This window comes from Agrobacterium cavarae (assembly GCF_004310285.1).
GTDB classification, from domain to species: domain Bacteria; phylum Pseudomonadota; class Alphaproteobacteria; order Rhizobiales; family Rhizobiaceae; genus Agrobacterium; species Agrobacterium cavarae.
The window spans coordinates 237,533-262,029 of sequence record NZ_SISF01000031.1 but is presented as its reverse complement, the minus strand read 5'-3'; the positions used below and the strand labels follow the sequence as shown (position 1 = coordinate 262,029).

The following is a 24,497-nucleotide window of genomic DNA, read 5'->3' as shown; positions in this document are numbered from 1 at the left end:
TATCAAAGCGGACAGTTTTCTATAATCTGGTTATGAGGAATTGCTTTTCAATATGCCGTGACGAGGGTGAAGCCCATGCAGAACGCCGATAACGATAATGCGAACGCGGACAGCAAAGTCCTCTCGCCTGCAGCCGAACGCGCATTGAAGGAAGCGGAAGAACGGCGCCGCAACGCAGAGCAGCTGAAGCTTCCACCCGAGACTGGTGGCCGCGGTGGCGCCGAACCGGTCCGCTTTGGCGATTACGAGATCAACGGCCGCGCGATCGACTTTTGAGACGTTCTTCTCGCGAGAGCCGCCTTTCGTCAGATACCGCCGTAACGGGAGGCGCGGCCTCGCAATCGTTGAGTGATGCGGCTGTGCAATCTCAAGACGCAGCTCTGAGCGACCTATTTCAGGCTGAAGCGTCACTCCTCCTCATAAGCATCCGGTCCCCTGGATCCCCTCCTTTGAAACGCGAAAGAGAAGTCCGACGCATATTGCTTGGGAGGCGGTGTCTTCTGCCAGGGCATCCAAGCCACCTCGTATCGGCTCAATAGCACCGGGGACGATTGGAATTGACGCTGATCGCTGGCCTAGAGGTTGGATCTGGCGTGCTGATACCCTCAGCCACCCCTCATTGGCGTATAAGTAGTCGCCCAATGAAGGCGACCTATGAAAAAAATAATAAATATCAATAGCTTAGGAAGTCGCGCCGCGTCGTTAACCGCGCTGCTCCAGAAGACGGCAAACGGCTTCGAGCTGCTCGAGCGTCTTGTAGTTGATCCGCACCTGTCCACCATTACCCTTGTGGCTGATCGCTACGTCGAGGCCAAGGGCGTCCGACAGCGTCCGCTCCAGCGCGACCGTGTCAGAATCTTTCTCCGGCTTGCGCGCATGTACAGGATCGAGCTGGGATCGGATATCGTTCTGCGCAATGCGCTCGGCATCGCGCACCGAAAGGCCTTTTGACACGATCGTCTTTGCCAGCGTGGTCGGATCAGACGTGGAGACAAGAGCCCTTGCGTGGCCGGCTGAAAGAGAACCTTCCGACAGCATGTCGCGGACGGGATCAGGCAGCTTTAACAGGCGCAGGCTGTTGGCTACATGGCTACGGCTTTTGCCGATGATCTCGCCAAGATCGTTTTGCGTGTAGCCATGCTCGGCAATCAGCTGCTCGTAGCCCAGCGCTTCTTCGAGTGGATTAAGATCGGACCGCTGAACGTTCTCGACAATCGCGAGTTCAAGCGCCGTACGATCATCGACATCGCGGACGATAACCGGAACTTCGGTAAAGCCGGCGAGCTGCGCTGCGCGCCAGCGACGCTCCCCGGCAATAATTTCAAAGCGGTTCTGCTCGACCGTGCGCACCACGACAGGCTGCACGATCCCGTGCTGCCGAATGGAGGCTGCGAGATCCTGCAATTCGCTTTCATCAAAATGACGACGCGGATTGCGTGGACTGCGAGCGATAAACTCGATCGGCACCGTTCGGTCGGCACTGATTGCCCTCTGAGGCTCGCCCACCGGCAAGGGCTGATCCATCTCGCCGATCAAGGCTGCAAGACCGCGACCAAGGCGGCGCTTGGAGAGATCATCACTCATACTATACTCCATATCAATCTTGCAGTTCAGCAGCGCCTCAGGCAGCCCTGCGCAGCCGTTCTCTCTGGATAACCTCTGAGGCGAGCTGCAAATAGGCTTGGCTGCCGGCGCACTTCAAATCATACAGAATGGCTGGCTTACCATAGGATGGCGCTTCCGACACACGTACATTTCGCGGAATGAGCGTATGGTAAACCTTGTCACCAAGATGGGTGCGAACATCGTTGACGACCTGCTGCGCAAGATTGTTGCGCGCATCGAACATCGTCAACACGATACCCTGTATATCGAGACCAGGGTTCACAGTACCGCGGATCTGATTGACCGTATCAAGCAGCTGGCTAAGGCCTTCGAGTGCAAAAAACTCGCATTGCAGCGGCACAAGCACCGAATGGGCGGTCGCCATGGCGTTCATGGTCAGCAGATTGAAAGACGGCGGGCAGTCCAGCAAAATGTAGGAATAGGCCACCGCTTCCGGGCTACGCAACGCATTACGAAGCAAGAAAACGCGGTTCGCCGCATTCGCGACTTCCATTTCGAAGCCAAGAAGATCCATCGTTGACGGAATAATATCAAGGTTTGGAACGGCTGTGGGTACCGCCACTTCAGCGACGCTGTTTGCGCCGATCAGCAGGTCGTAGGAGGATAGCTTTCTCTCTCTGCGGTCAATACCAAGGCCTGTGCTGGCATTGCCCTGCGGATCAAGATCCACCACCAGAACACGCTCGCCAATGGCGGCCAGTGCGGTTGCCAGATTGATCGCGGTGGTGGTCTTACCCACACCACCTTTCTGGTTTGCTATCGTAATGATCCGGTTCTTATCAGACATGGTGAAGCACCTGGCTTTCAAAAATCAGCGCTTTGTCGACAAGTTGTGAATCTCGAGAACGACCGAGTCTTCATCGACTGCACTTCGATGTTTTAGCAGATCAAATGACCATCGACCACGGGCTTTCGTCACCTCCGCCTCATAATCCCGGCCTTTATTGAGATAGGCTTTGAGAAGATCGTTTTTCTGAGCCCAAGGATGGATATAGGAAAGGAGATGGTCCAAGTCTGCCAAAGCGCGTGCCGATACGGCATCACATCGACCAATGGCCTCCGGTGCTGATTCAATCCGGAGGGGGTGAACTGTCCCGCGAGCACCCGTTTCAGACAAAGCGACACGCAGAAAGGCAGCCTTCTTGTGATTGCTTTCGACAAGATGCACCCAGCCATCTTGATGCTCCGCAAGAAAAATTGCGGTGATCACACCTGGAAATCCGCCGCCGCTGCCAAGATCGACCCAGGTTTGAGGCTTGGGCGCCAGTTGGAAAATTTGGGCACTATCAGCAACGTGCCGGGACCACAGGTCTTTCAACGTTGAAGGAGCAACGAGATTCGTCGTTGCGTTCCATTTTTTGAAAAGCTCAACGAAATGTTCGAGCCGCTCCTGTGTTTCACGTGAAACACTTTGGCCGTTTAACGTCATAATGGGACTCGTCAGGGATGTATGCGGGTTTTCTCTGTTCGCGTATAAGTCCCTTTTTTTCACCAAAGCAAGGATCAGCGAGATCGCCGCAGGCGTCATTCCTTCGACTCGTCCCGCCTGGGCGATGTTGATTGGCTTCGCTGCAAGCAGCTTCTGCTTCAGTTCGTTTGAAAGGCCGGACAAGCTGCCGAAATCGAAATCTTCTGGTATCTGTCGGTCTTCGTCACGCTTGATGTCAATAATATCGGCGCTTTGGCGCTGCATATAAACCGCGTAACTCGCCTCAATTTCCAGAACGTCGGCAACGCGCGGAGCAAGTTCACCCAGAACCGGCCAGATTGGTTTTAACGCCTCAAGCGACATGTCGGGATAGGCAAGCAACTCGTAAGCACTGCGACGCTGGCCATCCTGATTGAGCTTGAGGCCCTGCTTAGCAGCTTGAGTTGGGGTGATCGCCAAGTCTTTAAGCAACGACCTGCCCTGATCGAGTGCATCGAGATACTCCGAGAACTTTTTCCCACGCTCCGATCCGACAATCCCAGTCTTCAGACCAAGAGGCGTCAATCTAAGATCGGCATTATCGACACGCAGCGAGAGTCGATACTCAGCGCGCGAGGTGAACATGCGATAAGGCTCGGTCACGCCCTTGGACGTCAGGTCATCGATCATAACCCCGATATAGGAGTCGGTCCGACTGAAAATGTGCGCATCGACATCACCAGTAAGCCGCGCTGCGTTGAGACCTGCAACAAGTCCCTGAGCGCCAGCTTCCTCATAGCCTGTCGTTCCATTGATCTGACCGGCTAGAAAGAGGCCAGGGATCTTCCGGCACTCGAGAGAGGGCTTGAGTTCTCTTGGGTCGACATAATCATATTCTATCGCGTAACCAGGCTGGAGAATATTTACGGTCTCAAGCCCCGGAATGGAATGAATGAAAGCGTCCTGCACATGCGCTGGCAGCGAGGTGGATATGCCATTCGGGTAGACGGTGTGATCGTCAAGACCTTCCGGCTCCAAGAAGATTTGATGTCCGTCGCGCTCTCCGAAGCGAACGATCTTATCTTCAATGGACGGACAATACCGCGGACCCACGCCCTCGATCTGACCTGAGTACATGGCCGAGAGATGAATATTATCCTGAATGATCTTATGGCTCTCAGGCGTCGTGCGCGTTACGCCACAATCGATCTGAGGATTGGTGATCCGATCCGTCATGAACGAAAAGGGGACGGGATCTTCATCCGGTCCTTGCTTGTCCAAACCAGCCCAATCGATCGTTCGACCGTCGAGGCGAGCAGGGGTACCAGTCTTCAGCCTTCCGAGCGTAAGACCCGCGCGTAAGAGAGTTTCGGAAAGTCCCATCGAGGGGTTTTCGCCAACACGACCTGCAGGAATCTTTTCGGAACCGATATGAATGAGACCGCGGAGGAATGTACCGGTGGTAAGCACGACAGCACGGCAAGCGACACGACGACCGTCCGCCAGAACAACCGCTGTGATCTCGCCATTTGTGATGTCGATATCGAAGGCATCGCCTTCTACAATGTCGAGGTTTACAATCCTGGAAATTTCTCTCTGCATCGCCTCGCGGTAGAGACGGCGATCGGCTTGCGTTCTTGGCCCGCGGACAGCAGGCCCTTTCTTGCGGTTCAGCATGCGGAACTGGATGCCGCCAGCGTCGGCCACGCGGCCCATCAAACCATCAAGTGCGTCGATCTCTCGGACAAGATGGCCTTTGCCCAATCCGCCGATTGCAGGATTACAGGACATAACGCCGATCGTCTCACGCTTATGAGTAAGGAGCGCAGTGCGTGCGCCGTAACGCGCAGCTGACGCAGCTGCCTCGCTGCCTGCATGGCCACCACCGATGACGACGACATCATAAACCATCGAACTTCCAGCCTTGAACCGGGTGTGTCACACCCATTGTTTCACGTGAATCATTTACCGATGCAAAATTCGGAAAATATGACGCCGAGCAAATCTTCAACGTCAACCCTACCGGTGATCCGTCCTAGCGACGTAGCGGCAAGACGAAGATATTCGGAACGGATCGCCAATTCCATACCTTCTGATTTCAGCGCTTCCCTAACATACTCCAGCGTCTCTTCAAGTCGTTTTTTGTGTCGCGAGCGTGCGGGCATGAGGGTGGTAGCGGCTCCAACTCGCTGCTTGATACGGTCGCAGATGGCGGCCTTCAGCAACTCCAGCCCGTAGCCCGTCTTCGCAGAGATGAGAATACCGTCTTCTATGTTGGCCGATTGCGGAAGAAGGTCGGCCTTGGTGACAAGCGAAATCGCCTCGAAATTATTCTGAATATCCAATTGTTGCGGGGACGAATCGATATCGCGGAGGTGAAGAACCAAATCAGCGGACTGCGCCGTCATCTGTGCCCGTCGAATTCCTTCCCTCTCGACCACATCCGTCGCATCACGCAGACCCGCGGTGTCAAAGAGCGTCACAAGATACCCATTGAGATCGAGATCGACGCTCAGAACGTCTCGTGTGGTACCCGCGACATCGGTGACAATCGCCACATCACGCCCGCTCAGCGCATTCATCAGACTGGATTTGCCAACATTCGGCGCACCCACCAAGGCAACTTTAAAACCATCGCGGATGATTTCGGAGCCTGATCCATGTGCCAAGTGGCTTGAGAGGTCTTTCTCGAGTTCGCCAACCTTCGCCCACACCTGGGCTGCCACGGAATCCGGCACATCGTCCTCATCGGCGAAGTCCAGTTCCGCTTCGATCAATGCCCGGCAGCGGGTCAGCTGCGAGGCCCAGCCGTCATAGAGGCCGGAAAGATGACCGCTGCTCTGCTCCACGGCCAAGCGCCGCTGCATTTCTGTTTCAGACTGCAAGAGGTCCGCAAGGCCTTCGACTTCCACGAGATCCATCTTGCCATTGTCGAATGCCCGGCGGGAGAACTCTCCTGCTTCTGCCGGACGCACACCCTGCCGTTGGTCAAGGAGATTGAAGATCGCCGACACCACCGCTCGACTTCCATGGACCTGGAGCTCGACGCAATCTTCGCCCGTGAAAGAGTTCGGCGCTGGAAATAAAAGCACGAGGGCCTGATCAATAACGTCGCTGTTTCGGTCACGAATCGTTTTGAGGGATGAGTGACGGGGTGCTGGAACGTGATCGCCTATGAGACCTCGCAGCGCCTCAATCGCGTTGGGTCCGCTGATCCGGATGACGGAGACGCCGGCCGGTAGAGAGCCACTGGAGAGGGCATAGATCGTATCGCTGGACTGCGGCATGAAACTCTTCCAAAGCTCGTCATGCGACCTGTTTAGCGGTTTAAGGGCGCACGCTACAAACGAAGGCCTGAAGCGAGGCGGCAATCGAGGTGATCGAACTCGCTTTAATGAAAATGGCCGCGCTCTGTTTAAGGAGCGCAGCCGAGGTCTAAGCATGGTCCGCACAAAGCTGTGCAGAGGTTTTGCGATAACGCAAGAACCTGAAGCGTATGAGCGGATTGGAAACCTTGCAAAACGCTTCAAGTCGGAATCCGGCTAAACGGATTACGTATTCATCGACTCGAAGAAGTCGCCATTGGTCTTCGTCTGCTTGAGCTTGTCGATGAGGAACTCGATGGCATCGGTGGTTCCCATCGGTGCCAGGATGCGTCGCAGCACGAAAATCTTCTGGAGATCCTGACGCGGAACCAGCAAGTCTTCCTTACGCGTACCGGATTTAAGGATATCCATGGCAGGGAAGATGCGCTTATCGGCGACCTTGCGGTCCAGCACAATTTCAGAGTTACCGGTGCCCTTGAACTCTTCGAAGATGACTTCATCCATGCGGCTGCCGGTATCGATCAGAGCCGTTGCGATGATCGTCAGCGAACCACCTTCTTCGATGTTACGAGCGGCGCCGAAGAAGCGCTTCGGGCGCTGCAAAGCGTTGGCGTCGACACCACCGGTCAAAACCTTACCGGAGGAGGGGACGACCGTGTTGTACGCGCGGCCGAGGCGCGTAATCGAATCGAGCAGAATGACGACGTCACGACCATGCTCGACAAGGCGTTTGGCCTTCTCGATGACCATTTCGGCCACCTGAACGTGACGAACCGCGGGCTCGTCAAAGGTCGAGGATACGACTTCGCCCTTCACCGAGCGCTGCATGTCGGTCACTTCTTCCGGGCGCTCATCGATCAGAAGAACGATGAGGTAGCATTCCGGATGGTTGGCCGTGATCGAATGAGCAATGTTCTGCAGAAGGACCGTCTTACCGGTTCTCGGCGGCGCAACGATCAATCCGCGCTGGCCCTTGCCGAGCGGAGCGACGAGATCGATGACGCGCGCGGAGAGGTCCTTCGATGTTGGAACATCAAGTTCCATCTTGAAACGCTCATTCGGATAAAGCGGCGTCAGGTTATCGAAGTGAACCTTGTGACGAATCTTTTCCGGATCGTCGAAATTGATCGTGTTGACCTTCAGCAGAGCAAAGTAGCGCTCGCCTTCCTTCGGTCCACGAATGGGCCCTTCAACCGTGTCCCCGGTCTTCAGCGAGAACCGGCGGATCTGGGAGGGCGAGATGTAGATATCATCCGGGCCTGGTAGGTAGTTTGCGTTTGCAGAGCGCAGGAAACCGAAGCCATCCTGAAGAACTTCGACAACGCCTTCCCCGATGATCTCGACATCCTGGCTTGCCAGCATCTTGAGAATCGCGAACATGAGCTCCTGCTTACGCATGGTGCTCGCATTTTCAACTTCCAGGGATTCGGCAAACGTCAGCAAATCGGTCGGAGATTTGCTTTTGAGTTCCTGTAGCTTCATTTCAGCCATGAAGAGAAAGACCGTCTTTAAAAATATGTGGGGGAGTGGCGTGTTCGCGAATCAGCTTCTGAGGTGCAACCGCAGCCATCTGAATAATTCACATGCCGAGAGATGAGTGGGCTGAAAATAGCGTTTCATGCCCGCCGCCGCAAGAGCAAAGCACCAATTCCGGGAAATTTATCGTGATCATAAGTTATCCGAACGGTTTCACAACCACAAGTATGACTATTACGATCATCAATACCGTGGGCACCTCGTTCATCAACCGCCAGTGACGGGCAGGGCGCCTGTTCTCGTCGCGACCGAAGGCTTTTGCGCTGCGGCTGAAATAGACATGCGTCACAGTCAGCGCAATAACCAGCGCGATCTTGGCATGCAGCCAGCCGCCACTGAAACCGTAAACGGACCAGGCAAGATAAAGCCCAAGCACCCAGGTGATCATCATTGCCGGGTTCATGATCAAGCGTATGAGCCGCTGCTCCATGACCTTGAAGGTTTCCGACTGTACGGAGCCGACCGGCGCATCCGTGTGGTAGATGAACAGCCGAGGCAGATAGAGCAGACCCGCCATCCAGGAAATGACCGCGATGATGTGCAGCGCCTTGATCCAGAGATAGGCATCCGCAGGATCGACATGCAGGACCAGCGCGATGAAGCCGACGAAGACGGCGAGCGCCACGCCTGCGCGAAGATAGGTCTTGCGGCCGGCTGTGGTTGACGTCTGCCTCTCTTCGCTCATCTTGCAGCTCCATGGGAGCGCACATGTGCCACCAGCCGCGTGACATTCTCAGGATCGGCCTGTGGCGTGATGCCGTGGCCGAGATTGAAAATCAAAGGGCCGTTCCCGAGCGCCTGCAGGATCGCATCGATGCCGTCTTCCAGGGGTTTGCCGCCGGCAATCATCAGCATCGGGTCGAGATTACCTTGGACCGGGCCTTCCTTCTGCAAATCGCGGGCAAAGGAGAGCGGCACGCTCCAGTCAAGACCGATCGCATCGGCGCCGGTCTTCTGGCGGTAATCCTTCAGCAAAATGCCGGCGCCCTTGGCAAACGCGATGATGCGGGCATCGGGACGGCGCGCACGCACTGACTGGATGATCCGAGCCACCGGCTTCACCGCGTATTCTTCGAACTCTTTCTCGCCTAGAACCCCAGCCCAGGAATCGAAGATCTGCACAGCGTTCGCGCCGGCATCCAACTGCGCGACGAGATAATCCGCAGAGACCTCCGCCAAGAACGACAAGAGCTTTTCCATCGCCTGCGGATGTTGGTAACCGAAGAGGCGCGCAGGTGCCTGGTCCGGGGTGCCGTGGCCAGCAATCATGTAGGTTGCAACCGTCCATGGCGCTCCACAGAAACCGAGAAGCGTCGTCTGTTGCGGCAATTCGGCGCGAAGCTTGCTCACGGTTTGGAACACAGGATCGAGATGAGCGATGACATTCGACGGATCAAGCGCGTCAATCTCGGAAGCATTGATCGGCTCCATCTGCGGTCCCTTGCCTTCGGAGAAGAAGACATTCCGTTTCAAAGCATCCGGGATCACCAGAATATCGGAAAAGAGGATTGCGGCATCCAGACCGAAACGACGGATTGGCTGAAGCGTGACTTCCGTTGCAAGATCCGGATTGTAACAAAGATCCAAGAAACTTCCTGCGACCTTGCGCGTTTCTCTGTACTCCGGGAGGTATCGACCAGCCTGTCTCATAAGCCAAATCGGAGGAGGGTTCAACGTCTCGCCGTTCAAAACCCTCATGACACTGCGGTCGATCATCTCGCCCAACTTTCTAAAAATAAAAACAAAGAGATTTAAAAGATTTTCTATTTCTTAGAGTCGGTGAGTAGCAAGGATTAAAAACTCTTAAGCTGATATGCCGCAGCTCGCCCATCACCCCATCCGATGTGGATCAAACAGAACGCTTTTTCGCACTAATTCTGGAAAATTCGATTTATCGAAATAGTTTCAAGGGCTTGAATGTCACCATCGGATTGCCAATCCTGTGGATAAGGCAAGAATGAAAGAAGAGCAATTTTCCCTTCTCCCAGCAATTCACAGCGGCCCTTCAGCTTGCTACACAAAACCGGCAAGTGTGGATAAGTCGGCAGTTTTCCGCCAGGCCGGGCTCGCCGCCAACGCCGTCCCGGATCTGTCCAGCTTTATCAACAGGGAGAAGAAAACAGCGTGGAGAATAAAAAAAACTTCTTCCATCTGCACCTGATATCGGACTCAACCGGAGAGACTCTGATGTCGGCCGGTCGGGCTGTCTCGGCACAGTTTCATGCCTCCATGCCGATCGAGCATGTCTATCCGATGATCCGCAATCAAAAGCAGTTGCAGGCCGTCGTGGACGAGATTGATCGCCAGCCGGGAATCGTGCTTTACACCATCGTCGATCAGCAGCTTTCCTCGTTTCTCGAAATCCAGTGCCACGCGCTTGGCGTCCCGTGCGTCAACGTGCTCGAGCCGATCATCGGCATCTTTCAGACCTATCTTGGCGCCACCTCGCGGCGAAGGGTCGGGGCACAGCATGCCTTGAATGCCGATTATTTTGCGCGCATCGAGGCTTTGAACTTCGCCATGGACCATGATGATGGTCAGATGCCGGAACATTATGACGAAGCGGATATCGTCATCATTGGGATCAGCCGGACATCCAAGACACCGACGAGCATCTACCTGGCGAATCGCGGCATCAAGACCGCCAATATTCCCGTCGTTCCGAACGTGCCTTTGCCCGATAGCATCTATAAGGCCACGAAGCCTTTGATTGTCGGGCTGGTGGCGACGTCCGATCGGATATCGCAGATTCGTGAAAACCGAGAGCTTGGTGCGACCGGTGGTTTCGACAGGGGACAATATATCGACCGGGCGACGATCATGGAGGAGCTGAAATATGCGCGCGCGCTCTGTGCCCGCAACAACTGGCCCCTCATCGACGTGACGCGGCGCTCGATTGAAGAGACGGCGGCAGCTATCCTTGCTCTGCGCCAAAAGACACGATAGGGCGCTGAGCGCTGATTTGGGCGCTATAAGAACGCGTCTCACATTTTGAATCCACGCATCGTGCTTTTCCGAAAATCGATTCCGATTTCCGAGCCGATGCTGTAATCCGATTCTCGATATTCATCGGAGACAGCCATGACATCCGAACTGATCCTTGCCTCAGCCAGCGCCTCGCGCCAGATGTTGATGCGCAATGCCGGTCTTATTTTTTCCAGCATTCCTGCAGAGATTGATGAGCGCGCCATCGATGCCAGACTGGAAGCAGAAGGTGCAACCCCTGAGACAATCGCACTGGAACTGGCAAAAGCCAAAGCGATCGCCGTGAGCCGCTTACACCCGGACGCTTTCGTGATCGGCTCCGATCAGACGATGTCGCTTGGTGCCAGGATATACCACAAGGATAAAGACATGGCCGAAGCGCATTCCAATCTTCTCTCGCTTACGGGAAAGACGCACAGACTGAACTGCGGAATTGCGATTGCAAAGAACAATGAGATTTTGTGGTCTGCCGTCAGCATCGCGAAGATGACGGTGCGCGACCTCTCGGATGAATTCGTGTCGCACTATTTGGAGAAGGTAGGATCGCAGGTTCTTTCCAGCGTCGGCGCCTACCAGTTGGAAGGTGAGGGAATCCAGCTATTTAATTCCATAGAAGGCGACTACTTCACGGTGCTGGGACTGCCGCTCCTTCCGCTGCTGGCGCAATTGAGGGAGCTGAAACTGATCGATGGCTGATTCACGTGAAACATTAACCAAAAAAACGTTTGTGACCGGTTTCCCGGTCAAGCACTCGCGTTCACCCCTAATCCACAACTTCTGGATCAAGCAATTTCAGATCGATGGGCTCTATGAGGCAGTGGAGCGATCGCCGCAAAATTTTCCGTCTTTTCTGGAATCGTTGAAGCCGTCGGACAGGACCTATGTGGGCGGGAACGTCACTATCCCTCACAAGGAATCCGCCTACCGATTGGCCGACAGGCCGGATGAAGTGGCCGATGAGTTAGGTGCTGCCAACACAATTTGGGTCGAGGATGGACTGATCCATGCGACCAACACCGATGGCTTCGGTTTCGTGTCCAACCTCGATGATCGGCATAGGGGCTGGGACAACACGAACAAGGCTGTGGTTCTCGGGGCAGGCGGCGCGAGCCGCGCCGTGATCCAGGCCCTTCGCAATCGAGGCATCGCCGAAATCCATGTCGTCAATCGCACTGTTGAACGAGCGCAAGAGCTTGCCGACCGATTTGGCCAAACTGTCCATGCGCACGCCATGGACGCGCTTATCGAAGTCTCAAATGGCTGCGGACTTTTCGTCAACACCACGTCGCTTGGCATGGATGGCACAGAGGCGCCCTTCATCGACTTTTCACCTCTCGACGCCAACGCCGTTGTTACGGACATCGTCTATGTGCCGCTCAAGACACCCATCCTGAAGATGGCAGAACAGCAAGGTTTTGCGACGGTGGATGGTCTGGGCATGTTGCTTCACCAGGCACGTCCGGGGTTTGAGACGTGGTTTGGCAGAAAGCCAGAGGTGACCGAAGACCTCCGATCCTTAATTATTGCCGATATGGAAGGCCACGCATGATCGTCATCGGTCTCACCGGATCTATCGGGATGGGAAAGACCACCACTGCAAAACTTTTTGCGGAGGAGGGCGTGCCGGTCTGCGATTCCGATGCGGTGGTGCATGACCTTTATCAAAACGAAGCGGTCGGTCCGATCGCCAATATTTTTCCGGACGCGGTCAAGGATGGTGCTGTGGACCGCGACCGCCTCAGTAAAATCCTACGCGAGAATCCGGCTCAGTTTCCTGCGTTGGAGAATATCGTTCATCCGCTGGTACGCGCAAAGCAAGACGCTTTCGTTGAAGTGCAAAGGGGGAACGGCGAGAGATTTGCGCTCCTCGATATTCCTCTGCTTTTTGAGACGAAAGCTGAGGCCCGCGTCGATGCCGTCGTGGTCGTCAGTTGCGCGGCCGAGATTCAGCGGCAACGGGTTTTATCTCGCCCGGGTATGACGGAAGAGAAATTCCAGATGATCCTTGGACGGCAGATGCCGGATGGGGAGAAGCGCCATAAGGCCGATTTCCTCATCGATACCGGACGTGGTATCGAAGACGCGCGGACCCAAGTTCGCGCTGTGCTTGACGCGTTGCAAAAACGAAAAAGCTGATAAAGCCGAAGACACCTCAGTGCTTGGACGCTTTCACATTCAGATCAGAAGGGTAGCATTTCGATGCGCGAAATCATTTTCGATACGGAAACCACAGGCCTGGAATCCAAGTTCGACCGCATCATCGAAATTGGTGGCATCGAACTGATGAATCATTTCCCGACCGGGAGAAGCATTCACATCTACATCAATCCGGAAGATCGCAAGGTGCATCCGGACGCGCTTGCGGTGCATGGCATTACCGATGAGTTTCTTCAGGACAAGCCGAAATTTGCAGAGGTGGTTGACGAGATCCGCGCATTCTTTGAAGGCGCCCGCTGGGTGGCGCACAACGCGACCTTCGACATGGGCTTCATCAATGCGGAATTTGCGCGGCTCGGAATCGAGTCTGTATCGCCGGAATGGGTGACGGATACGCTGGCGCTGGCGCGCCGGAAGCATCCGATGGGTCCCAATTCTCTCGACGCGCTTTGCCGCCGCTACGGTGTCGACAATTCACGTCGTGATAAGCACGGCGCGCTCCTCGACTCAGAACTTCTGGCGGAAGTCTATATCGAGATGATCGGCGGCCGGCAGACAGCGCTCGGTTTCGGCTCTGCCTCGAAGACGCAGGCCTCGATGCAGGTGGACGATCAGCCCATGGCGCCGATGCAGCGCGAGCGATCCCTACCGCCACGGCTTGATGTCCAGGCCTTGGCCGCGCATGAAAAACTTGTCCAGTCGATGGGCGACAAGGCCATCTGGACCAAGTATCGGCAGTCGCAGTGACAGCACCGCTTGCCGGTTCTCGAGACAATAAAAAACCCGGGTCTACTGAACCCGGGTTTTTTAATGGCTGGCTACGATCCGATCAGTTCGGAACGGCTTGAACTTGAGAGCGGGCCTGTTCTTCGGCAACGCGCTGCGTGAACATCTGCGCGAAGTCGATCGGGTCGATCATCAGCGGCGGGAAGCCGCCATTGCGGGTAACGTCGGCAATGATCTGACGCGCGAAGGGGAAGAGAAGGCGTGGGCACTCGATGAAGAGAACCGGCAGCATGTGTTCCTGCGGGAAGCCGGTGATGCGGAAAACGCCGCCATAGGTCAGTTCGGCAACGAAAAGAACCTTTTCGCCGTCCTTGGCTTCTGCATTCAGCGTCAGCACCACGTCGAAATCGGAACCGGAAATCGGGTTCGCATTGACGTTGACGTTGATGTTGATAGCAGGCGCGCCATCACGAGCCTGAAGCGAACGCGGTGCACCCGGATTTTCGAACGAAAGATCCTTTGTGTACTGGGTCAGAATATTGAGAGACGGCGCTGCGCCGTTCTGTGCACCATTTTCAGTGGTCATGATATGCCTCGCAAAGTGAATGCCGTGAAAGCCGTCTATCATCTGGGCCGGAGGCTTACAACCCTCAGGACCCGGCTTGCCGGTTTAGGGTCTTGGTAGATCGCGGTCGTTGCGATCCGGCGACCAGGGGGAGTTGTTTGGCCCGTCGCGGTGAAAATCTTCTTCGTCGAGATCGACGACCTTGGATGATGCCGGACCGCGCGGATTGCTGCGAAAGCCGGTGCTGGCAAAATCCGCGACGATGATGTTCGGTCTAAATATCTTCCAGAAAAAACTGCGCACCGCCGGCATGAGCAGCAGGAGCCCGATGATGTCGGTAATGAAGCCTGGAACGAAAAGCAGGATGCCAGCGATGACGCGCATGCCGCCATTGACGAGGGCCTCGGCTGGCTGTTCACCCGTGCGGCCGGCATTTTGCAGATTGCGTACCATGCCAAGGCCGCCATTGCGCAGAATGATGAGGCCCAGCATCGAGGTCAGGATGATCAGCGCAAGGGTTGGCCACAGGCCGATTGCCTTTCCGACCACGATGAAGCCAGCAATTTCCAGAATCGGCATCAGAAGGACGATGACCGGCAGCAGTGAGAAACGCATTTTATCAAGCCTTGCGTGTTATATCGTTGGCAGAAAACCAATCTTGGGAAACCGCCGATTGAATCTGCTTATTTGAAGATTGATCGGATGCAGACTATATGATGGTTCAACATTGGATTTAAATGGTGGTTTCGGTAAAAGATGGGCTCAAGTGACTTCATAACATTGTTTTTCCTTGTGGCAGCGGTGCTGATCTTTCTCCAACTGCGCAGTGTCCTCGGCCGCCGTACGGGCAACGAAAAGCCGCCTTTCGATCCGTTTAGCGCCCGTGAGGCCGCGAAAGTGCCGGTTGACGATAACAAGGTCGTTACCTTGCCGAAGCGCGGCGAGACGGAAGAAAATCGCTTTGCTGCTGTGGACGCGGTTGCAGCACCGGGCACGGCGCTCAATGACTCGCTGCGCCAGCTTGTCGAAACCGACCCATCATTTCAGCCGAAGGAATTCCTCAACGGCGCCCGGATGGCTTATGAGATGATCGTCATGGCTTTTGCCGATGGCGACCGGGATACGTTGAAGAACCTTCTCTCGAAGGACGTTTATGACGGTTTCGACGCTGCGATTACCGAGCGCGAAAAGCGCGGCGAAGTGGTGAAATCCACCTTTGTTGGCATCGAGAGAATCGAGATGACCCAGGCAGCGATTCGTGACTCGGAAGAGCAGATCACGCTTCGCATCATCAGCCAGTTGATTTCCGCGACCTATGACAAGGACGGCAAACTGGTGGACGGCGACGCCGAAAACGTCTCGGAGGTCGATGACATCTGGACCTTCTCCCGCGATATCCGCTCGCGCGATCCGAACTGGAAGCTGATCGCCACTGAATCCGAAGCATGACCACGGGCGCTGATTTTCACCTGAAACAGGTGGCGTATAACGAGCTGGAGGGCTGGGGGCAGGATGACCCCTCAGCCCTTTTTGCAGCAATGGGCGATATTGCGACCTATCTCAACAAGGGCAAGCCCTATCGCACCGCAAGCCTCGGCCTCACCGCGGAGGACCTGGCAGCGCTGCTGGACAAGGCAAAAGACGTAACGGTCAGCGGACCGGAGCAAGCGAGGCGCTTTTTCGAGGAAAATTGCGTCCCCTTCAGGATCACGTTGCCGGATGACAAGCGCGGCTTCGTCACGGCTTTTTACGAGCCTGAACTTGAGGTCTCCGCTACTCCCGACGACGTCTGGAAATACCCGATCTACAATCGGCCGGACGATCTGATCGATCTCGACGACGACAACCGCCCATCACACGTCGATCCCTACTACGCCTTTGCGTTGGAAAAAGACGGCGCGATCTCCGAATATCCGGATCGCCGCGCTATCGACCAGGGCTATCTTGAGGGACGAGGTCTCGAAATTGCTTACGCAAAATCCAAGGTCGATCTGTTCTTCGTTCATGTCCAAGGTGCCGCAAGGCTGCGCTTTACCGATGGGTCGCTGAGACGCATCACCTATTCTGCCAAGGCGGGACATCGCTTCTCCCCGATTGGGCGCCTGTTACTGGATCGCGGAGAGCTCGATCCCGCTTCCATCTCGATGCAGACCATTCGCCAATGGCTTCAGGATCATCCCGACCAGGTGGACGAGGTGCTCTGGCACAACCGCTCCTACATTTTCTTCCGCGAGGCAGCGGTGGAGGGGCTGGATCTTGGCCCGATCGCCGCAGCCAAGGTGCCACTGGTGGCAGGACGATCTCTGGCCGTCGATCGGCTGATCCATACCTTCGGCTTTCCCTTTTTCATTCAGTCGCAGAGCCTCACCCATCTCGATGACGGAAAACCCTTTGCACGCTTGATGTTGGCGCTGGATACGGGCTCTGCCATCGTTGGGCCGGCGCGCGGCGACATCTTTACGGGCTCCGGCGACGAGGCAGGCGAACTTGCAGGCACCGTGCGCAACCCGGCAGATTTCACTATACTCATTCCGAAAGAGGCTGCGGAAAGGTATTCGTGATGAAGGGTGGGCGCAAACTCGGCAAGGAGGAGCGTGTTCTCTGGGGAAAGGTCGCCCGGACGGCGCGACCCATTTCCGGCCGCATGGAAGAACTGCTGACCTTCGAGGATGTCGAAGGGGAGTCGGTTGCGTTGCCTCCCGTTCCCGCCACCAAGCCCATACCACCATTTCCGCAAATGATCGTCGAGCCGGTACCCGATCTTTCCGCGCCCACTGCGAAGAAGGACAGGGTTCATCATCCGTTGGAAAAACCGGTCAAGCGCAAGTTGACCCGCGGTCGTCTGGCTCTGGAGGCACGGATCGATCTTCACGGCATGTTCCAGAGCGAAGCGCATGCCGTCTTGCTGGACTTTCTCGTCCGGGCCCATGAACGAGGCCTGCGCCATGTGCTGGTGATCACCGGCAAGGGTCGGTCGATGGGAAGTGATGGTGCACTGAAGCGTGCGGTGCCGATGTGGTTCTCGAAGCCTGAATACCGCCACCTCATCTCCTCCTACGAGGATGCGTCCATGAACCATGGCGGGGACGGCGCGCTCTATGTGCGACTGTCGCGCAGACGTGGAGACAAGACGTGACTCCTTTTGCCGAAGCGGTCCGGCGGCTGCGAGAGCAGAAGGGTGTAACCCAGAAAGAGATGGCGCGCGCAATCGGTGTCTCGCCTGCCTATCTCTCTGCCCTGGAACACGGGAAGAGGGGAACACCCAGCTTCGATCTGTTGCAGCGGATTTCCGGCTACTTCAATATCATATGGGATGATGCCGATGAATTGTTCCGCCTGGCCGGTACGTCCGCACCGCGCGTCATCATCGATACTGTGGGTCTTCCCCCGGAATATACGGCTTTTGCCAACACTCTTGCGCGCGATATTCGCAAGCTGGCTCCGACTGTGATAGACGAATTATCAGCCGTGCTGCAAAAAGGCCGTTCTTGTGACTGAAAGTCGCGCTATCCCCTGCTTTATCGAGGGTTTGAGGGGCGCAGACTTTGGATATCGGGGCGGAATTCCTATAGTCGGTCAACCGGATTGAAAGTGATTCGCTGCGATTGCGCGCCCGAAAAGAGGTACGCTTTGGCAGCGCCCATTGGAAAGAATGCTTATGACTGAAACACCGTCGAGCGAAACCAGCGTGAATACGGAATATGGAGCCGATTCGATCAAGGTTCTCAAGGGCCTTGATGCTGTGCGCAAACGCCCCGGCATGTATATCGGGGATACTGACGACGGATCCGGCCTTCACCACATGGTCTACGAAGTGGTCGACAACGCCATCGACGAAGCGTTGGCGGGTCATGCCGATCTCGTCACCGTTACGTTGAACGCCGATGGCTCCGTCACTGTCACGGATAATGGACGCGGCATCCCGACCGACATTCATACCGGCGAGGGCGTCTCCGCTGCCGAAGTGATCATGACGCAGCTCCATGCCGGCGGCAAGTTCGACCAGAATTCCTATAAGGTGTCCGGCGGTCTGCATGGTGTGGGCGTCTCGGTCGTCAACGCTCTCTCCGTCTGGCTGAAGCTCCGCATTCGCCGCAACGGCAGGGTGCATGAAATCACCTTCACCCACGGCGTCGCGGATAAGCCGCTGGAAGTGATCGGCGAGTATGAAGGTCGCTCCGGCACGGAAGTCACCTTCTTGGCAAGCACCGACACCTTCACCATGACCGAGTATAATTACGCCACGCTCGAACATCGCCTGCGCGAACTCGCCTTCCTCAATTCCGGCGTTCGCATTCTGCTGACCGACAAGCGCCACTCCGACATCAAGCAGGAAGAGATGGTCTATGATGGCGGTCTCGAGGCCTTCGTCCGCTATCTCGACCGTGCCAAGAAGCCGCTGGTGGATAAGCCTGTTGCCATTCGCGGCGAAAAGGACGGCATCACGGTGGAAGTCGCCATGTGGTGGAACGACAGCTACCACGAAAACGTGCTCTGCTTTACCAACAACATTCCGCAGCGCGATGGCGGCACGCATATGGCGGGCTTCCGTGGCGCGCTGACGCGTCAGGTCACTTCCTATGCCGACAGCTCCGGCATCACCAAAAGGGAAAAGGTCTCGCTGCAGGGCGAAGACTGCCGCGAAGGCCTGACTGCCGTTTTGTCGGTCAAAGTGCCGGACCCCAAGTTCTCCTCGCAGACCAAGGACAAGCTTGTTTCGTCCGAAGTCCGCCCCGTCGTCGAAAACCTCGTCAACGAAGCGCTCAGCACCTGGTTCGAAGAGCATCCGACGGAAGCGAAGATCCTCGTCGGCAAGGTGGTGGAAGCCGCCGTTGCCCGTGAAGCCGCCCGTAAGGCGCGTGAATTGACACGCCGCAAGGGTGCACTCGATATCGCCTCGCTGCCGGGCAAGCTTGCGGATTGCTCCGAACGCGATCCGGCCAAATCCGAGCTTTTCCTCGTCGAGGGTGACTCCGCTGGTGGTTCTGCCAAACAGGGACGCTCGCGTGAAACGCAGGCCATCCTGCCGCTGCGTGGTAAGATCCTCAATGTGGAACGTGCCCGTTTCGACAAGATGCTCTCCAGCCAGGAAATCGGCACGCTGATCACGGCGCTGGGCACCTCGATCGGCAAGGACGAATTCAACGCGGACAAGCTGCGCTATCACAAGATTATCATCATGACCGATGCTGACGTGGATGGTGCGCATATTCGCACCCTGCTTCTGACCTTCTTCTTCCGCCAGATGCCGGAACTGATCGAACGTGGCCATCTCTACATTGCTCAGCCGCCTCTTTATAAGGTGACGCGTGGCAAGTCGGTCCAGTATCTGAAGGACGAAAAGGCGCTGGAAGATTACCTCATTTCCATGGGTATCGAGGAAGCGTCGCTGACCCTCGGCTCCGGCGAAGTACGCGTCGGCGAAGATTTGCGTGAAGTCATTGCAGACGCCGTTCGCATGCGCTCGCTGATCGATGGCCTGCACTCCCGTTACAATCGTTCGGTCGTGGAACAGGCGGCGATTGCCGGTGCGCTCAATCCGGAATTGTCAGCAGACGCGAGCCAGGCGGAAGCCACGGTCGCGGAAGTCTCCCGTCGTCTGGACATGATTGCAGAAGAAACCGAGCGTGGCTGGTCCGGCGAGGTCCTGGCAGACGGCGGCCTGCGTTTCCAGCGCATGGTTCGTGGCGTCAAGGAACTCTCCACAATCGACATGGGCCTTCTCGGTTCTGCAGATGCCCGCCACATCGACCAGTTGGCGGCACGCAGCCGCGACGTTTATGCGACCGTCCCCGTTCTGCAACGCAAGGAGGGAAGTCTGCAAATCTCCGGCCCGCGCGCGCTTCTTGAGGCTATCTTTGCCGCAGGACGCAAGGGCCTATCCATGCAGCGCTACAAGGGTCTCGGTGAAATGAACGCCGAACAGCTGTGGGAAACGACGCTGGACGCCAATGTCCGCTCTCTGCTGCAGGTCAAGGTTCCTGATGCGACCGATGCTGACGGACTGTTCTCCCGATTGATGGGCGACGAAGTGGAGCCACGACGCGATTTCATTCAGGAAAACGCGCTGAGCGTCGCGAACCTCGATATCTGATTTTGCTGTGGATCGTGTTGCTGCACGATTCACGTGAAACAGTTCGTTAAGAAACCCGGCTTTGATGCCGGGTTTTTTGTTGCGATGGGAAAGCTGATTGACCGCCCTCGCTACAGCATCGGCCCGGAAAATCGCTCTGGATTTTCGGAAAGCAAGATGCGTCGATTCAAAAGTGTGAAGCGCCGTGCGTCCCATCGGAAGCCCGGCGCTTCAGGTTTGAGAATGGCGCAGGGGAGCGCAGGAGAATCCGGCTAACCTCGCGCATGTGTTGACAAGGCGTCAATCCGCCTTGCCCGTGAACTTGCCTTCGAACGCGATATCCGACAGCGGAAGCCTCTTGCTTGGGACTTCACGTTCTGCGAGGTCATCGGGAAGCGTGCTTTTATGCGCAATCTTGCCGATCGCGACCACGGCTTCCACAACATAGCCTTCCGGGACATCCAGTTGCTCGACAATCTTGTCCTTGAAGATGCCGGCCATGCCATGGGCATGGTAGCCGAGTTTATGCGCCTGCATGGCCAGAGCAAACCACGCGGCGCCTGCGTCGAACGAGTGTGTCGTCGCAGGTTTCTTTTCACCGTCGCGGAGATTGTAGGTGCGCGACAGGATAACGATCAGGGCAGACGCATTCTTGGCCCAGCGCTGATTTCCTTCCATCAGCAGGCCGACAAATTCGTCCCACTCCGGAGATCCATTCAGCCCATAGACGAAGCGCCAGGGCTGCTGGTTGGAAGCCGATGGTGCCCAACGCGCAGCATCCAGGATCGTCAACACGTCGCCCTTCGGCATTGGGTTTCCGTCATAGGCGCGAGGCGACCAGCGATCCAGAAAAAGGGGATCGACGGGATGATCTGTGTCACGAGAATTGCTGGTCGTCATGATCTGTCCTTATCAACAGAGGAGAAAGGCTGACATGATCGTATTTTTTTGGCCTCTTCATGGTCAAGGGGTGACAAGGATAAATAGTTCGTTCATATATGCATCATCTTGTCTGACAACTGGGAGAGATCCATGAAACTGATGCGCGTCGGTCAACCCGGCCACGAAAAGCCCGCCATTCTCGACGCGGAAGGTAAAATCCGCGATCTCTCCGCTCATGTGAAGGACATTGGCGGCGACGCGATTTCGCCGGAAGGCCTCAAGAAGATTGCGGGGCTGGATCTTTCCACGCTTCCTGTTCTGACCGAAGATCGCATCGGCGCTTGTGTTGCCGGAACGGGCAAGTTCATCTGCATCGGTCTCAACTTCTCGGACCACGCCGCAGAAACGGGCGCCGCCGTACCGTCCGAGCCTGTCATCTTCATGAAGGCCACGTCGGCCATCGTCGGACCGAACGACAATGTCGTCATTCCACGCGGCTCCGAAAAGACCGACTGGGAAGTCGAACTCGGTGTCGTCATCGGCAAGACCGCAAAATATGTTTCGGAAGCCGACGCGCTGGACTATGTCGCGGGCTACTGCGTCTCGCACGACGTGTCCGAGCGTGCCTTCCAGACGGAGCGCCAGGGCCAGTGGACGAAAGGTAAATCCTGCGACACCTTCGGCCCGATCGGCCCATGGCTCGTCACGAAGGATGAGATCGCCGATCCGCAGAACCTCGGCATGTGGTTGAAGGTCAACGGTGAGACCATGCAGAACGGCTCCAGCAAGACCATGGTCTATGGTGTTGCCAATGTCGTGTCCTATCTCAGCCAGTTTATGTCTCTGCATCCAGGCGATGTCATCTCCACCGGCACGCCTCCGGGTGTCGGTCTCGGCATGAAACCACAGCGCTTCCTGAAAGCCGGCGATGTAGTCGAGCTTGGCATTGAAGGTCTTGGCTCCCAGAAGCAGACCTTCGTCGCTGACATTTAAATCCGAATACGTTTATCCCTGTCCTCATGGGTGAGGGCAGGGATCAACCACAAACCTCGGCCACGATCGCTATCCGCACGTTATTTTGTGCAACTGCGAAAAGATGCTAGACTGTCACAAAAGACGACGATGACGACGGGAGGCGTTTATTCGTGTTCTACCATCTTTACGAAATGAACCATGCGGCTATGGCACCCTTGCGGGCAGGTGCCGACCTGATGCGCCAGGCGTGCAACAATCCTCTCAACCCCTTGTCCAACACGGCATTCGGCCGCAGTCTCGATGCGGGTTTCGAGGTGTTCGAGCGTTTGACGCGTCGCTACGGCAAGCCTGAGTTTGGCATCTCCAGCGCAGACATCGATGGCAAGACTGTCGATGTCGTGGAAGAGGTTGTCTGGACGAAGCCGTTCTGCCGTCTGATCCACTTCAACCGATTACTTCCGGAAGAACGACCAGCTGATCCGAAGATCGTGCTCGTGGCACCCATGTCCGGTCACTATGCCACGCTTCTGCGCGGTACGGTCGGTGCGCTGCTGCCCCACGCGGATATCTACATCACCGACTGGATCGATGCCCGCACCGTTCCGCTGACCGAAGGCCGCTTCGATCTGGATGACTACATCTCCTACGTCGTCGAAATGCTGCATCATCTGGGGGAGGGGACCCATGTGGTCGCCGTCTGCCAGCCATCGGTTCCGGTTCTGGCGGCCGTGGCGTTGATGGAGGCGGATCAAGACCGCTTCGCGCCTGCTTCCATGACGCTGATGGGTGGACCGATCGATACGCGCATCAATCCCACGGGCGTCAACGAGCTGGCAAAAGCCAAGCCGATAGACTGGTTCCGCGACAGTGTTGTTATGCCGGTTCCGTGGCCGCAGCCCGGATTCGGGCGTTCCGTCTATCCGGGCTTCCTGCAACTCTCCGGCTTCATGTCCATGAACCTCGACCGGCACATGACCGCGCATAAGGATTTCTATCTGAACCTTGTGAAGAATGACGGCGATTCGGCTGAAAAGCATCGGGAGTTCTACGACGAATATCTCGCCGTCATGGACCTGACCGCCGAATTCTATCTCCAGACGGTCGAGACCGTCTTCATCGAGCATGCTCTTCCGAAGGGTACGATGATGCACAGGGGCAGGGCGGTCGATCCGGCTGCCATCCGCAACGTCGCGCTCTTCACCGTGGAAGGAGAGAATGACGACATTTCCGGTGTCGGCCAAACCAAGGCGGCGCATGATCTTTGCCTGAACCTGCCGCAGAAAAAACGGCGCCATTACATGCAGCCGGATGTCGGCCATTATGGCGTCTTCAACGGCTCACGCTTCCGCAACGAGATCGTTCCGCAGATGGTGGCCTTCTTCCAGGAGCATCAACGCCAGCAATAAAGGAGCGGATGGCTTTTGAAGGCGGAAAGCGCTATGACGGCGTCATGTTTTCGCTGCTTCGAAAGTCCCTGAAATCGACCTCGTCCCGCAAACCGGCGCTGACCCAGCGCACGGTAGAGGTCGGCGGTCGGCATGTGCCGATCACCATCAAGGAGAACCAGCGGGCGACACGCATTACGCTGCGCATCGAACCGGGCGGCAAGGCGTTGAAGCTGACGATCCCTTACGGCCTCCACCATGCGCAGGTCGATATGTTTCTCGATCGTCATCAGGGATGGCTTGAAACCAAGTTTGCCAAGTTTTCTGCGCCGACGGGAATGAGCGACGGCGCGTCCATTTCCATCCGTGGCACCCTCCATACGATCCGGCACACAGGCTCGATGCGCGGCGTAACCCAGATCGCCCGGGACGAGGACGGTCAGCCTGTGCTGAAGGTCAGCGGGTTACCTGAACATACGGGCCGCCGCGTCGCGACCTTTCTCAAAAAGGAAGCCCGCGCCGATCTAGAGCGACTGGTGGCAATCCACGCCAAGACAGTCGGAAGGCCGGTGCGCTCGATCTCGATGAAGGATACGCGCAGCCGCTGGGGCTCCTGTTCACATGAGGGCAACTTGAGTTTCTCTTGGCGCATCGTCATGGCGCCGGAAAGCGTCATCGATTATCTTGCCGCGCACGAAGTGGCGCATCTGAAAGAAATGAACCACGGACCGAAATTCTGGGCGCTCTGCCAGAAGCTCTGCCCGGAGATGGACAAGGCCAAAGCCTGGCTGAAGCAGAATGGCTCTCAACTGCATGCCATCGACTTCGAATAAGCCACGATTGCAGGTTTGGA

At 56.4% G+C, this 24,497-nt stretch carries 26 protein-coding genes and 1 pseudogene; 16 read left to right on the top strand and 11 right to left on the bottom strand.

Going from position 1 to position 24,497, the window contains the following annotated elements; genetic code table 11:
* Positions 1–75: 75 nt before the first annotated feature.
* Positions 76–276 carry a DUF1674 domain-containing protein gene (locus EYC79_RS14645; RefSeq protein ID WP_130978449.1) on the top strand — a complete coding sequence of 67 codons (201 nt, stop codon included), beginning with the start codon at positions 76–78 and terminating at the stop codon, positions 274–276.
* A gap of 426 nt (positions 277–702) precedes the next feature.
* Here the strand turns inward: EYC79_RS14645 and EYC79_RS14640 are convergent, their stop codons facing one another.
* The 8 genes and pseudogenes from EYC79_RS14640 to hemE all read right to left on the bottom strand — a co-directional run bounded on the left by EYC79_RS14640 (position 703) and on the right by hemE (position 9,612).
* Positions 703–1,584 carry a ParB/RepB/Spo0J family partition protein gene (locus EYC79_RS14640; protein ID WP_062424700.1) on the bottom strand — a complete coding sequence of 294 codons (882 nt, stop codon included), beginning with the start codon at positions 1,582–1,584 and terminating at the stop codon, positions 703–705.
* A 37-nt stretch (positions 1,585–1,621) separates the two neighbouring features.
* The gene (locus tag EYC79_RS14635; RefSeq protein WP_113273160.1) at positions 1,622–2,413 is read right to left on the bottom strand and encodes a ParA family protein; all 792 of its coding nucleotides are present in this window, start codon (positions 2,411–2,413) and stop codon (positions 1,622–1,624) included.
* 24 nt (positions 2,414–2,437) lie between these two features.
* Positions 2,438–3,055, bottom strand: a complete 618-nt coding sequence (gene rsmG / locus EYC79_RS23830) for a 16S rRNA (guanine(527)-N(7))-methyltransferase RsmG (RefSeq protein WP_245495301.1) — start codon at positions 3,053–3,055, stop codon at positions 2,438–2,440.
* Positions 3,056–3,109: 54 nt separating this feature from the next.
* A pseudogene (mnmG, locus tag EYC79_RS14630) lies at positions 3,110–4,945 on the bottom strand (tRNA uridine-5-carboxymethylaminomethyl(34) synthesis enzyme MnmG); the annotation flags it as partial.
* Positions 4,946–4,995: 50 nt separating this feature from the next.
* Positions 4,996–6,321, bottom strand: a complete 1,326-nt coding sequence (gene mnmE, locus EYC79_RS14625; RefSeq protein WP_130978604.1) for a tRNA uridine-5-carboxymethylaminomethyl(34) synthesis GTPase MnmE — start codon at positions 6,319–6,321, stop codon at positions 4,996–4,998.
* Between the two features lie 264 nt (positions 6,322–6,585).
* Positions 6,586–7,851, bottom strand: a complete 1,266-nt coding sequence (rho, locus tag EYC79_RS14620) for a transcription termination factor Rho (RefSeq protein WP_111848702.1) — start codon at positions 7,849–7,851, stop codon at positions 6,586–6,588.
* 184 nt (positions 7,852–8,035) lie between these two features.
* A complete protein-coding gene (gene hemJ / locus EYC79_RS14615) occupies positions 8,036–8,581 on the bottom strand; it encodes a protoporphyrinogen oxidase HemJ (RefSeq protein WP_113227054.1) in 546 nt (181 codons plus the stop codon).
* Positions 8,578–9,612, bottom strand: a complete 1,035-nt coding sequence (gene hemE, locus EYC79_RS14610) for a uroporphyrinogen decarboxylase (RefSeq protein ID WP_130978448.1) — start codon at positions 9,610–9,612, stop codon at positions 8,578–8,580. Before hemE ends, hemJ begins: the two co-directional genes overlap by 4 nt.
* A gap of 241 nt (positions 9,613–9,853) precedes the next feature.
* On the opposite strand from hemE, the gene EYC79_RS23475 reads away from it, so the two are divergent.
* The 6 genes from EYC79_RS23475 (at position 9,854) to dnaQ (ending at position 13,785) form a co-directional block, all read left to right on the top strand.
* Positions 9,854–10,057 carry a hypothetical protein gene (locus EYC79_RS23475; protein WP_165457041.1) on the top strand — a complete coding sequence of 68 codons (204 nt, stop codon included), beginning with the start codon at positions 9,854–9,856 and terminating at the stop codon, positions 10,055–10,057.
* On the top strand, positions 10,021–10,842 hold the full coding sequence (locus tag EYC79_RS14605; protein WP_130978447.1) for a pyruvate, water dikinase regulatory protein: 822 nt from the start codon (positions 10,021–10,023) through the stop codon (positions 10,840–10,842). The genes EYC79_RS23475 and EYC79_RS14605 overlap by 37 nt, the downstream gene beginning before the upstream one ends.
* A gap of 135 nt (positions 10,843–10,977) precedes the next feature.
* Entirely contained in the window at positions 10,978–11,577 is a 600-nt protein-coding gene (locus tag EYC79_RS14600) for a Maf-like protein (RefSeq protein ID WP_130978446.1), read from the top strand.
* Positions 11,570–12,430 carry a shikimate dehydrogenase gene (locus EYC79_RS14595; RefSeq protein WP_130978445.1) on the top strand — a complete coding sequence of 287 codons (861 nt, stop codon included), beginning with the start codon at positions 11,570–11,572 and terminating at the stop codon, positions 12,428–12,430. The genes EYC79_RS14600 and EYC79_RS14595 overlap by 8 nt, the downstream gene beginning before the upstream one ends.
* On the top strand, positions 12,427–13,017 hold the full coding sequence (coaE, locus tag EYC79_RS14590; protein ID WP_130978444.1) for a dephospho-CoA kinase: 591 nt from the start codon (positions 12,427–12,429) through the stop codon (positions 13,015–13,017). The genes EYC79_RS14595 and coaE overlap by 4 nt, the downstream gene beginning before the upstream one ends.
* 63 nt (positions 13,018–13,080) lie before the next feature.
* Complete coding sequence (gene dnaQ / locus EYC79_RS14585; protein WP_112519313.1) at positions 13,081–13,785, top strand: DNA polymerase III subunit epsilon; 705 nt, start codon at positions 13,081–13,083, stop codon at positions 13,783–13,785.
* Between the two features lie 82 nt (positions 13,786–13,867).
* Here dnaQ and secB read toward each other — a convergent pair whose 3' ends face one another.
* Both secB and EYC79_RS14575 read right to left on the bottom strand, forming a co-directional pair.
* The gene (gene secB, locus EYC79_RS14580; RefSeq protein ID WP_112519476.1) at positions 13,868–14,350 is read right to left on the bottom strand and encodes a protein-export chaperone SecB; all 483 of its coding nucleotides are present in this window, start codon (positions 14,348–14,350) and stop codon (positions 13,868–13,870) included.
* Between the two features lie 84 nt (positions 14,351–14,434).
* The gene (locus EYC79_RS14575; RefSeq protein WP_112519312.1) at positions 14,435–14,944 is read right to left on the bottom strand and encodes an FxsA family protein; all 510 of its coding nucleotides are present in this window, start codon (positions 14,942–14,944) and stop codon (positions 14,435–14,437) included.
* A 141-nt stretch (positions 14,945–15,085) separates the two neighbouring features.
* On the opposite strand from EYC79_RS14575, the gene EYC79_RS14570 reads away from it, so the two are divergent.
* From EYC79_RS14570 to EYC79_RS14545, 6 genes are all read left to right on the top strand, one after another.
* On the top strand, positions 15,086–15,778 hold the full coding sequence (locus EYC79_RS14570) for a Tim44/TimA family putative adaptor protein (protein ID WP_130978443.1): 693 nt from the start codon (positions 15,086–15,088) through the stop codon (positions 15,776–15,778).
* The gene (mltA, locus tag EYC79_RS14565) at positions 15,775–16,890 is read left to right on the top strand and encodes a murein transglycosylase A (RefSeq protein ID WP_130978442.1); all 1,116 of its coding nucleotides are present in this window, start codon (positions 15,775–15,777) and stop codon (positions 16,888–16,890) included. The genes EYC79_RS14570 and mltA overlap by 4 nt, the downstream gene beginning before the upstream one ends.
* The gene (locus tag EYC79_RS14560; RefSeq protein WP_130978603.1) at positions 16,890–17,465 is read left to right on the top strand and encodes a Smr/MutS family protein; all 576 of its coding nucleotides are present in this window, start codon (positions 16,890–16,892) and stop codon (positions 17,463–17,465) included. The genes mltA and EYC79_RS14560 overlap by 1 nt, the downstream gene beginning before the upstream one ends.
* Positions 17,462–17,827, top strand: a complete 366-nt coding sequence (locus tag EYC79_RS14555) for a helix-turn-helix domain-containing protein (RefSeq protein ID WP_062424683.1) — start codon at positions 17,462–17,464, stop codon at positions 17,825–17,827. The genes EYC79_RS14560 and EYC79_RS14555 overlap by 4 nt, the downstream gene beginning before the upstream one ends.
* A 160-nt stretch (positions 17,828–17,987) precedes the next feature.
* Positions 17,988–20,423, top strand: a complete 2,436-nt coding sequence (gene gyrB / locus EYC79_RS14550; RefSeq protein ID WP_062597485.1) for a DNA topoisomerase (ATP-hydrolyzing) subunit B — start codon at positions 17,988–17,990, stop codon at positions 20,421–20,423.
* Positions 20,424–20,456: 33 nt separating this feature from the next.
* Positions 20,457–20,678 (top strand): hypothetical protein, encoded by a 222-nt coding sequence (locus EYC79_RS14545; RefSeq protein WP_130978441.1) that lies wholly within the window; start codon positions 20,457–20,459, stop codon positions 20,676–20,678.
* Between the two features lie 24 nt (positions 20,679–20,702).
* On the opposite strand, the gene EYC79_RS14540 is transcribed toward EYC79_RS14545, so the two are convergent.
* Positions 20,703–21,302, bottom strand: a complete 600-nt coding sequence (locus EYC79_RS14540; RefSeq protein WP_130978440.1) for a nitroreductase family protein — start codon at positions 21,300–21,302, stop codon at positions 20,703–20,705.
* Between the two features lie 132 nt (positions 21,303–21,434).
* On the opposite strand from EYC79_RS14540, the gene EYC79_RS14535 reads away from it, so the two are divergent.
* The 3 genes from EYC79_RS14535 (at position 21,435) to EYC79_RS14525 (ending at position 24,477) form a co-directional block, all read left to right on the top strand.
* Positions 21,435–22,277 (top strand): fumarylacetoacetate hydrolase family protein, encoded by an 843-nt coding sequence (locus tag EYC79_RS14535; RefSeq protein WP_130978439.1) that lies wholly within the window; start codon positions 21,435–21,437, stop codon positions 22,275–22,277.
* A gap of 152 nt (positions 22,278–22,429) precedes the next feature.
* Positions 22,430–23,665 carry a polyhydroxyalkanoate depolymerase gene (locus EYC79_RS14530; protein WP_130978438.1) on the top strand — a complete coding sequence of 412 codons (1,236 nt, stop codon included), beginning with the start codon at positions 22,430–22,432 and terminating at the stop codon, positions 23,663–23,665.
* 44 nt (positions 23,666–23,709) lie between these two features.
* Positions 23,710–24,477: a M48 family metallopeptidase gene (locus EYC79_RS14525; protein ID WP_113226907.1), complete on the top strand. Its 768-nt coding sequence runs from the start codon at positions 23,710–23,712 to the stop codon at positions 24,475–24,477.
* The last annotated feature ends 20 nt before the right edge of the window (positions 24,478–24,497 follow it).

Coding starts and splice junctions, on each gene's coding strand:
- EYC79_RS14645 (WP_130978449.1), top strand. CDS start 76: ATGCAGAACGCCGATAACGATAATGCGAACGCGGACAGCAAAGTCCTC.
- EYC79_RS14535 (WP_130978439.1), top strand. CDS start 21,435: ATGAAACTGATGCGCGTCGGTCAACCCGGCCACGAAAAGCCCGCCATT.
- secB (WP_112519476.1), bottom strand. CDS start 14,350: ATGACCACTGAAAATGGTGCACAGAACGGCGCAGCGCCGTCTCTCAAT.
- rsmG (WP_245495301.1), bottom strand. CDS start 3,055: ATGACGTTAAACGGCCAAAGTGTTTCACGTGAAACACAGGAGCGGCTC.
- rho (WP_111848702.1), bottom strand. CDS start 7,851: ATGGCTGAAATGAAGCTACAGGAACTCAAAAGCAAATCTCCGACCGAT.
- gyrB (WP_062597485.1), top strand. CDS start 17,988: ATGACTGAAACACCGTCGAGCGAAACCAGCGTGAATACGGAATATGGA.
- mnmE (WP_130978604.1), bottom strand. CDS start 6,321: ATGCCGCAGTCCAGCGATACGATCTATGCCCTCTCCAGTGGCTCTCTA.
- hemJ (WP_113227054.1), bottom strand. CDS start 8,581: ATGAGCGAAGAGAGGCAGACGTCAACCACAGCCGGCCGCAAGACCTAT.
- EYC79_RS14575 (WP_112519312.1), bottom strand. CDS start 14,944: ATGCGTTTCTCACTGCTGCCGGTCATCGTCCTTCTGATGCCGATTCTG.
- EYC79_RS14595 (WP_130978445.1), top strand. CDS start 11,570: ATGGCTGATTCACGTGAAACATTAACCAAAAAAACGTTTGTGACCGGT.
- EYC79_RS14600 (WP_130978446.1), top strand. CDS start 10,978: ATGACATCCGAACTGATCCTTGCCTCAGCCAGCGCCTCGCGCCAGATG.
- hemE (WP_130978448.1), bottom strand. CDS start 9,612: ATGATCGACCGCAGTGTCATGAGGGTTTTGAACGGCGAGACGTTGAAC.
- EYC79_RS14525 (WP_113226907.1), top strand. CDS start 23,710: ATGTTTTCGCTGCTTCGAAAGTCCCTGAAATCGACCTCGTCCCGCAAA.
- coaE (WP_130978444.1), top strand. CDS start 12,427: ATGATCGTCATCGGTCTCACCGGATCTATCGGGATGGGAAAGACCACC.
- EYC79_RS14640 (WP_062424700.1), bottom strand. CDS start 1,584: ATGAGTGATGATCTCTCCAAGCGCCGCCTTGGTCGCGGTCTTGCAGCC.
- dnaQ (WP_112519313.1), top strand. CDS start 13,081: ATGCGCGAAATCATTTTCGATACGGAAACCACAGGCCTGGAATCCAAG.
- EYC79_RS14560 (WP_130978603.1), top strand. CDS start 16,890: ATGAAGGGTGGGCGCAAACTCGGCAAGGAGGAGCGTGTTCTCTGGGGA.
- EYC79_RS14570 (WP_130978443.1), top strand. CDS start 15,086: ATGGGCTCAAGTGACTTCATAACATTGTTTTTCCTTGTGGCAGCGGTG.
- EYC79_RS23475 (WP_165457041.1), top strand. CDS start 9,854: ATGAAAGAAGAGCAATTTTCCCTTCTCCCAGCAATTCACAGCGGCCCT.
- EYC79_RS14635 (WP_113273160.1), bottom strand. CDS start 2,413: ATGTCTGATAAGAACCGGATCATTACGATAGCAAACCAGAAAGGTGGT.
- EYC79_RS14540 (WP_130978440.1), bottom strand. CDS start 21,302: ATGACGACCAGCAATTCTCGTGACACAGATCATCCCGTCGATCCCCTT.
- mltA (WP_130978442.1), top strand. CDS start 15,775: ATGACCACGGGCGCTGATTTTCACCTGAAACAGGTGGCGTATAACGAG.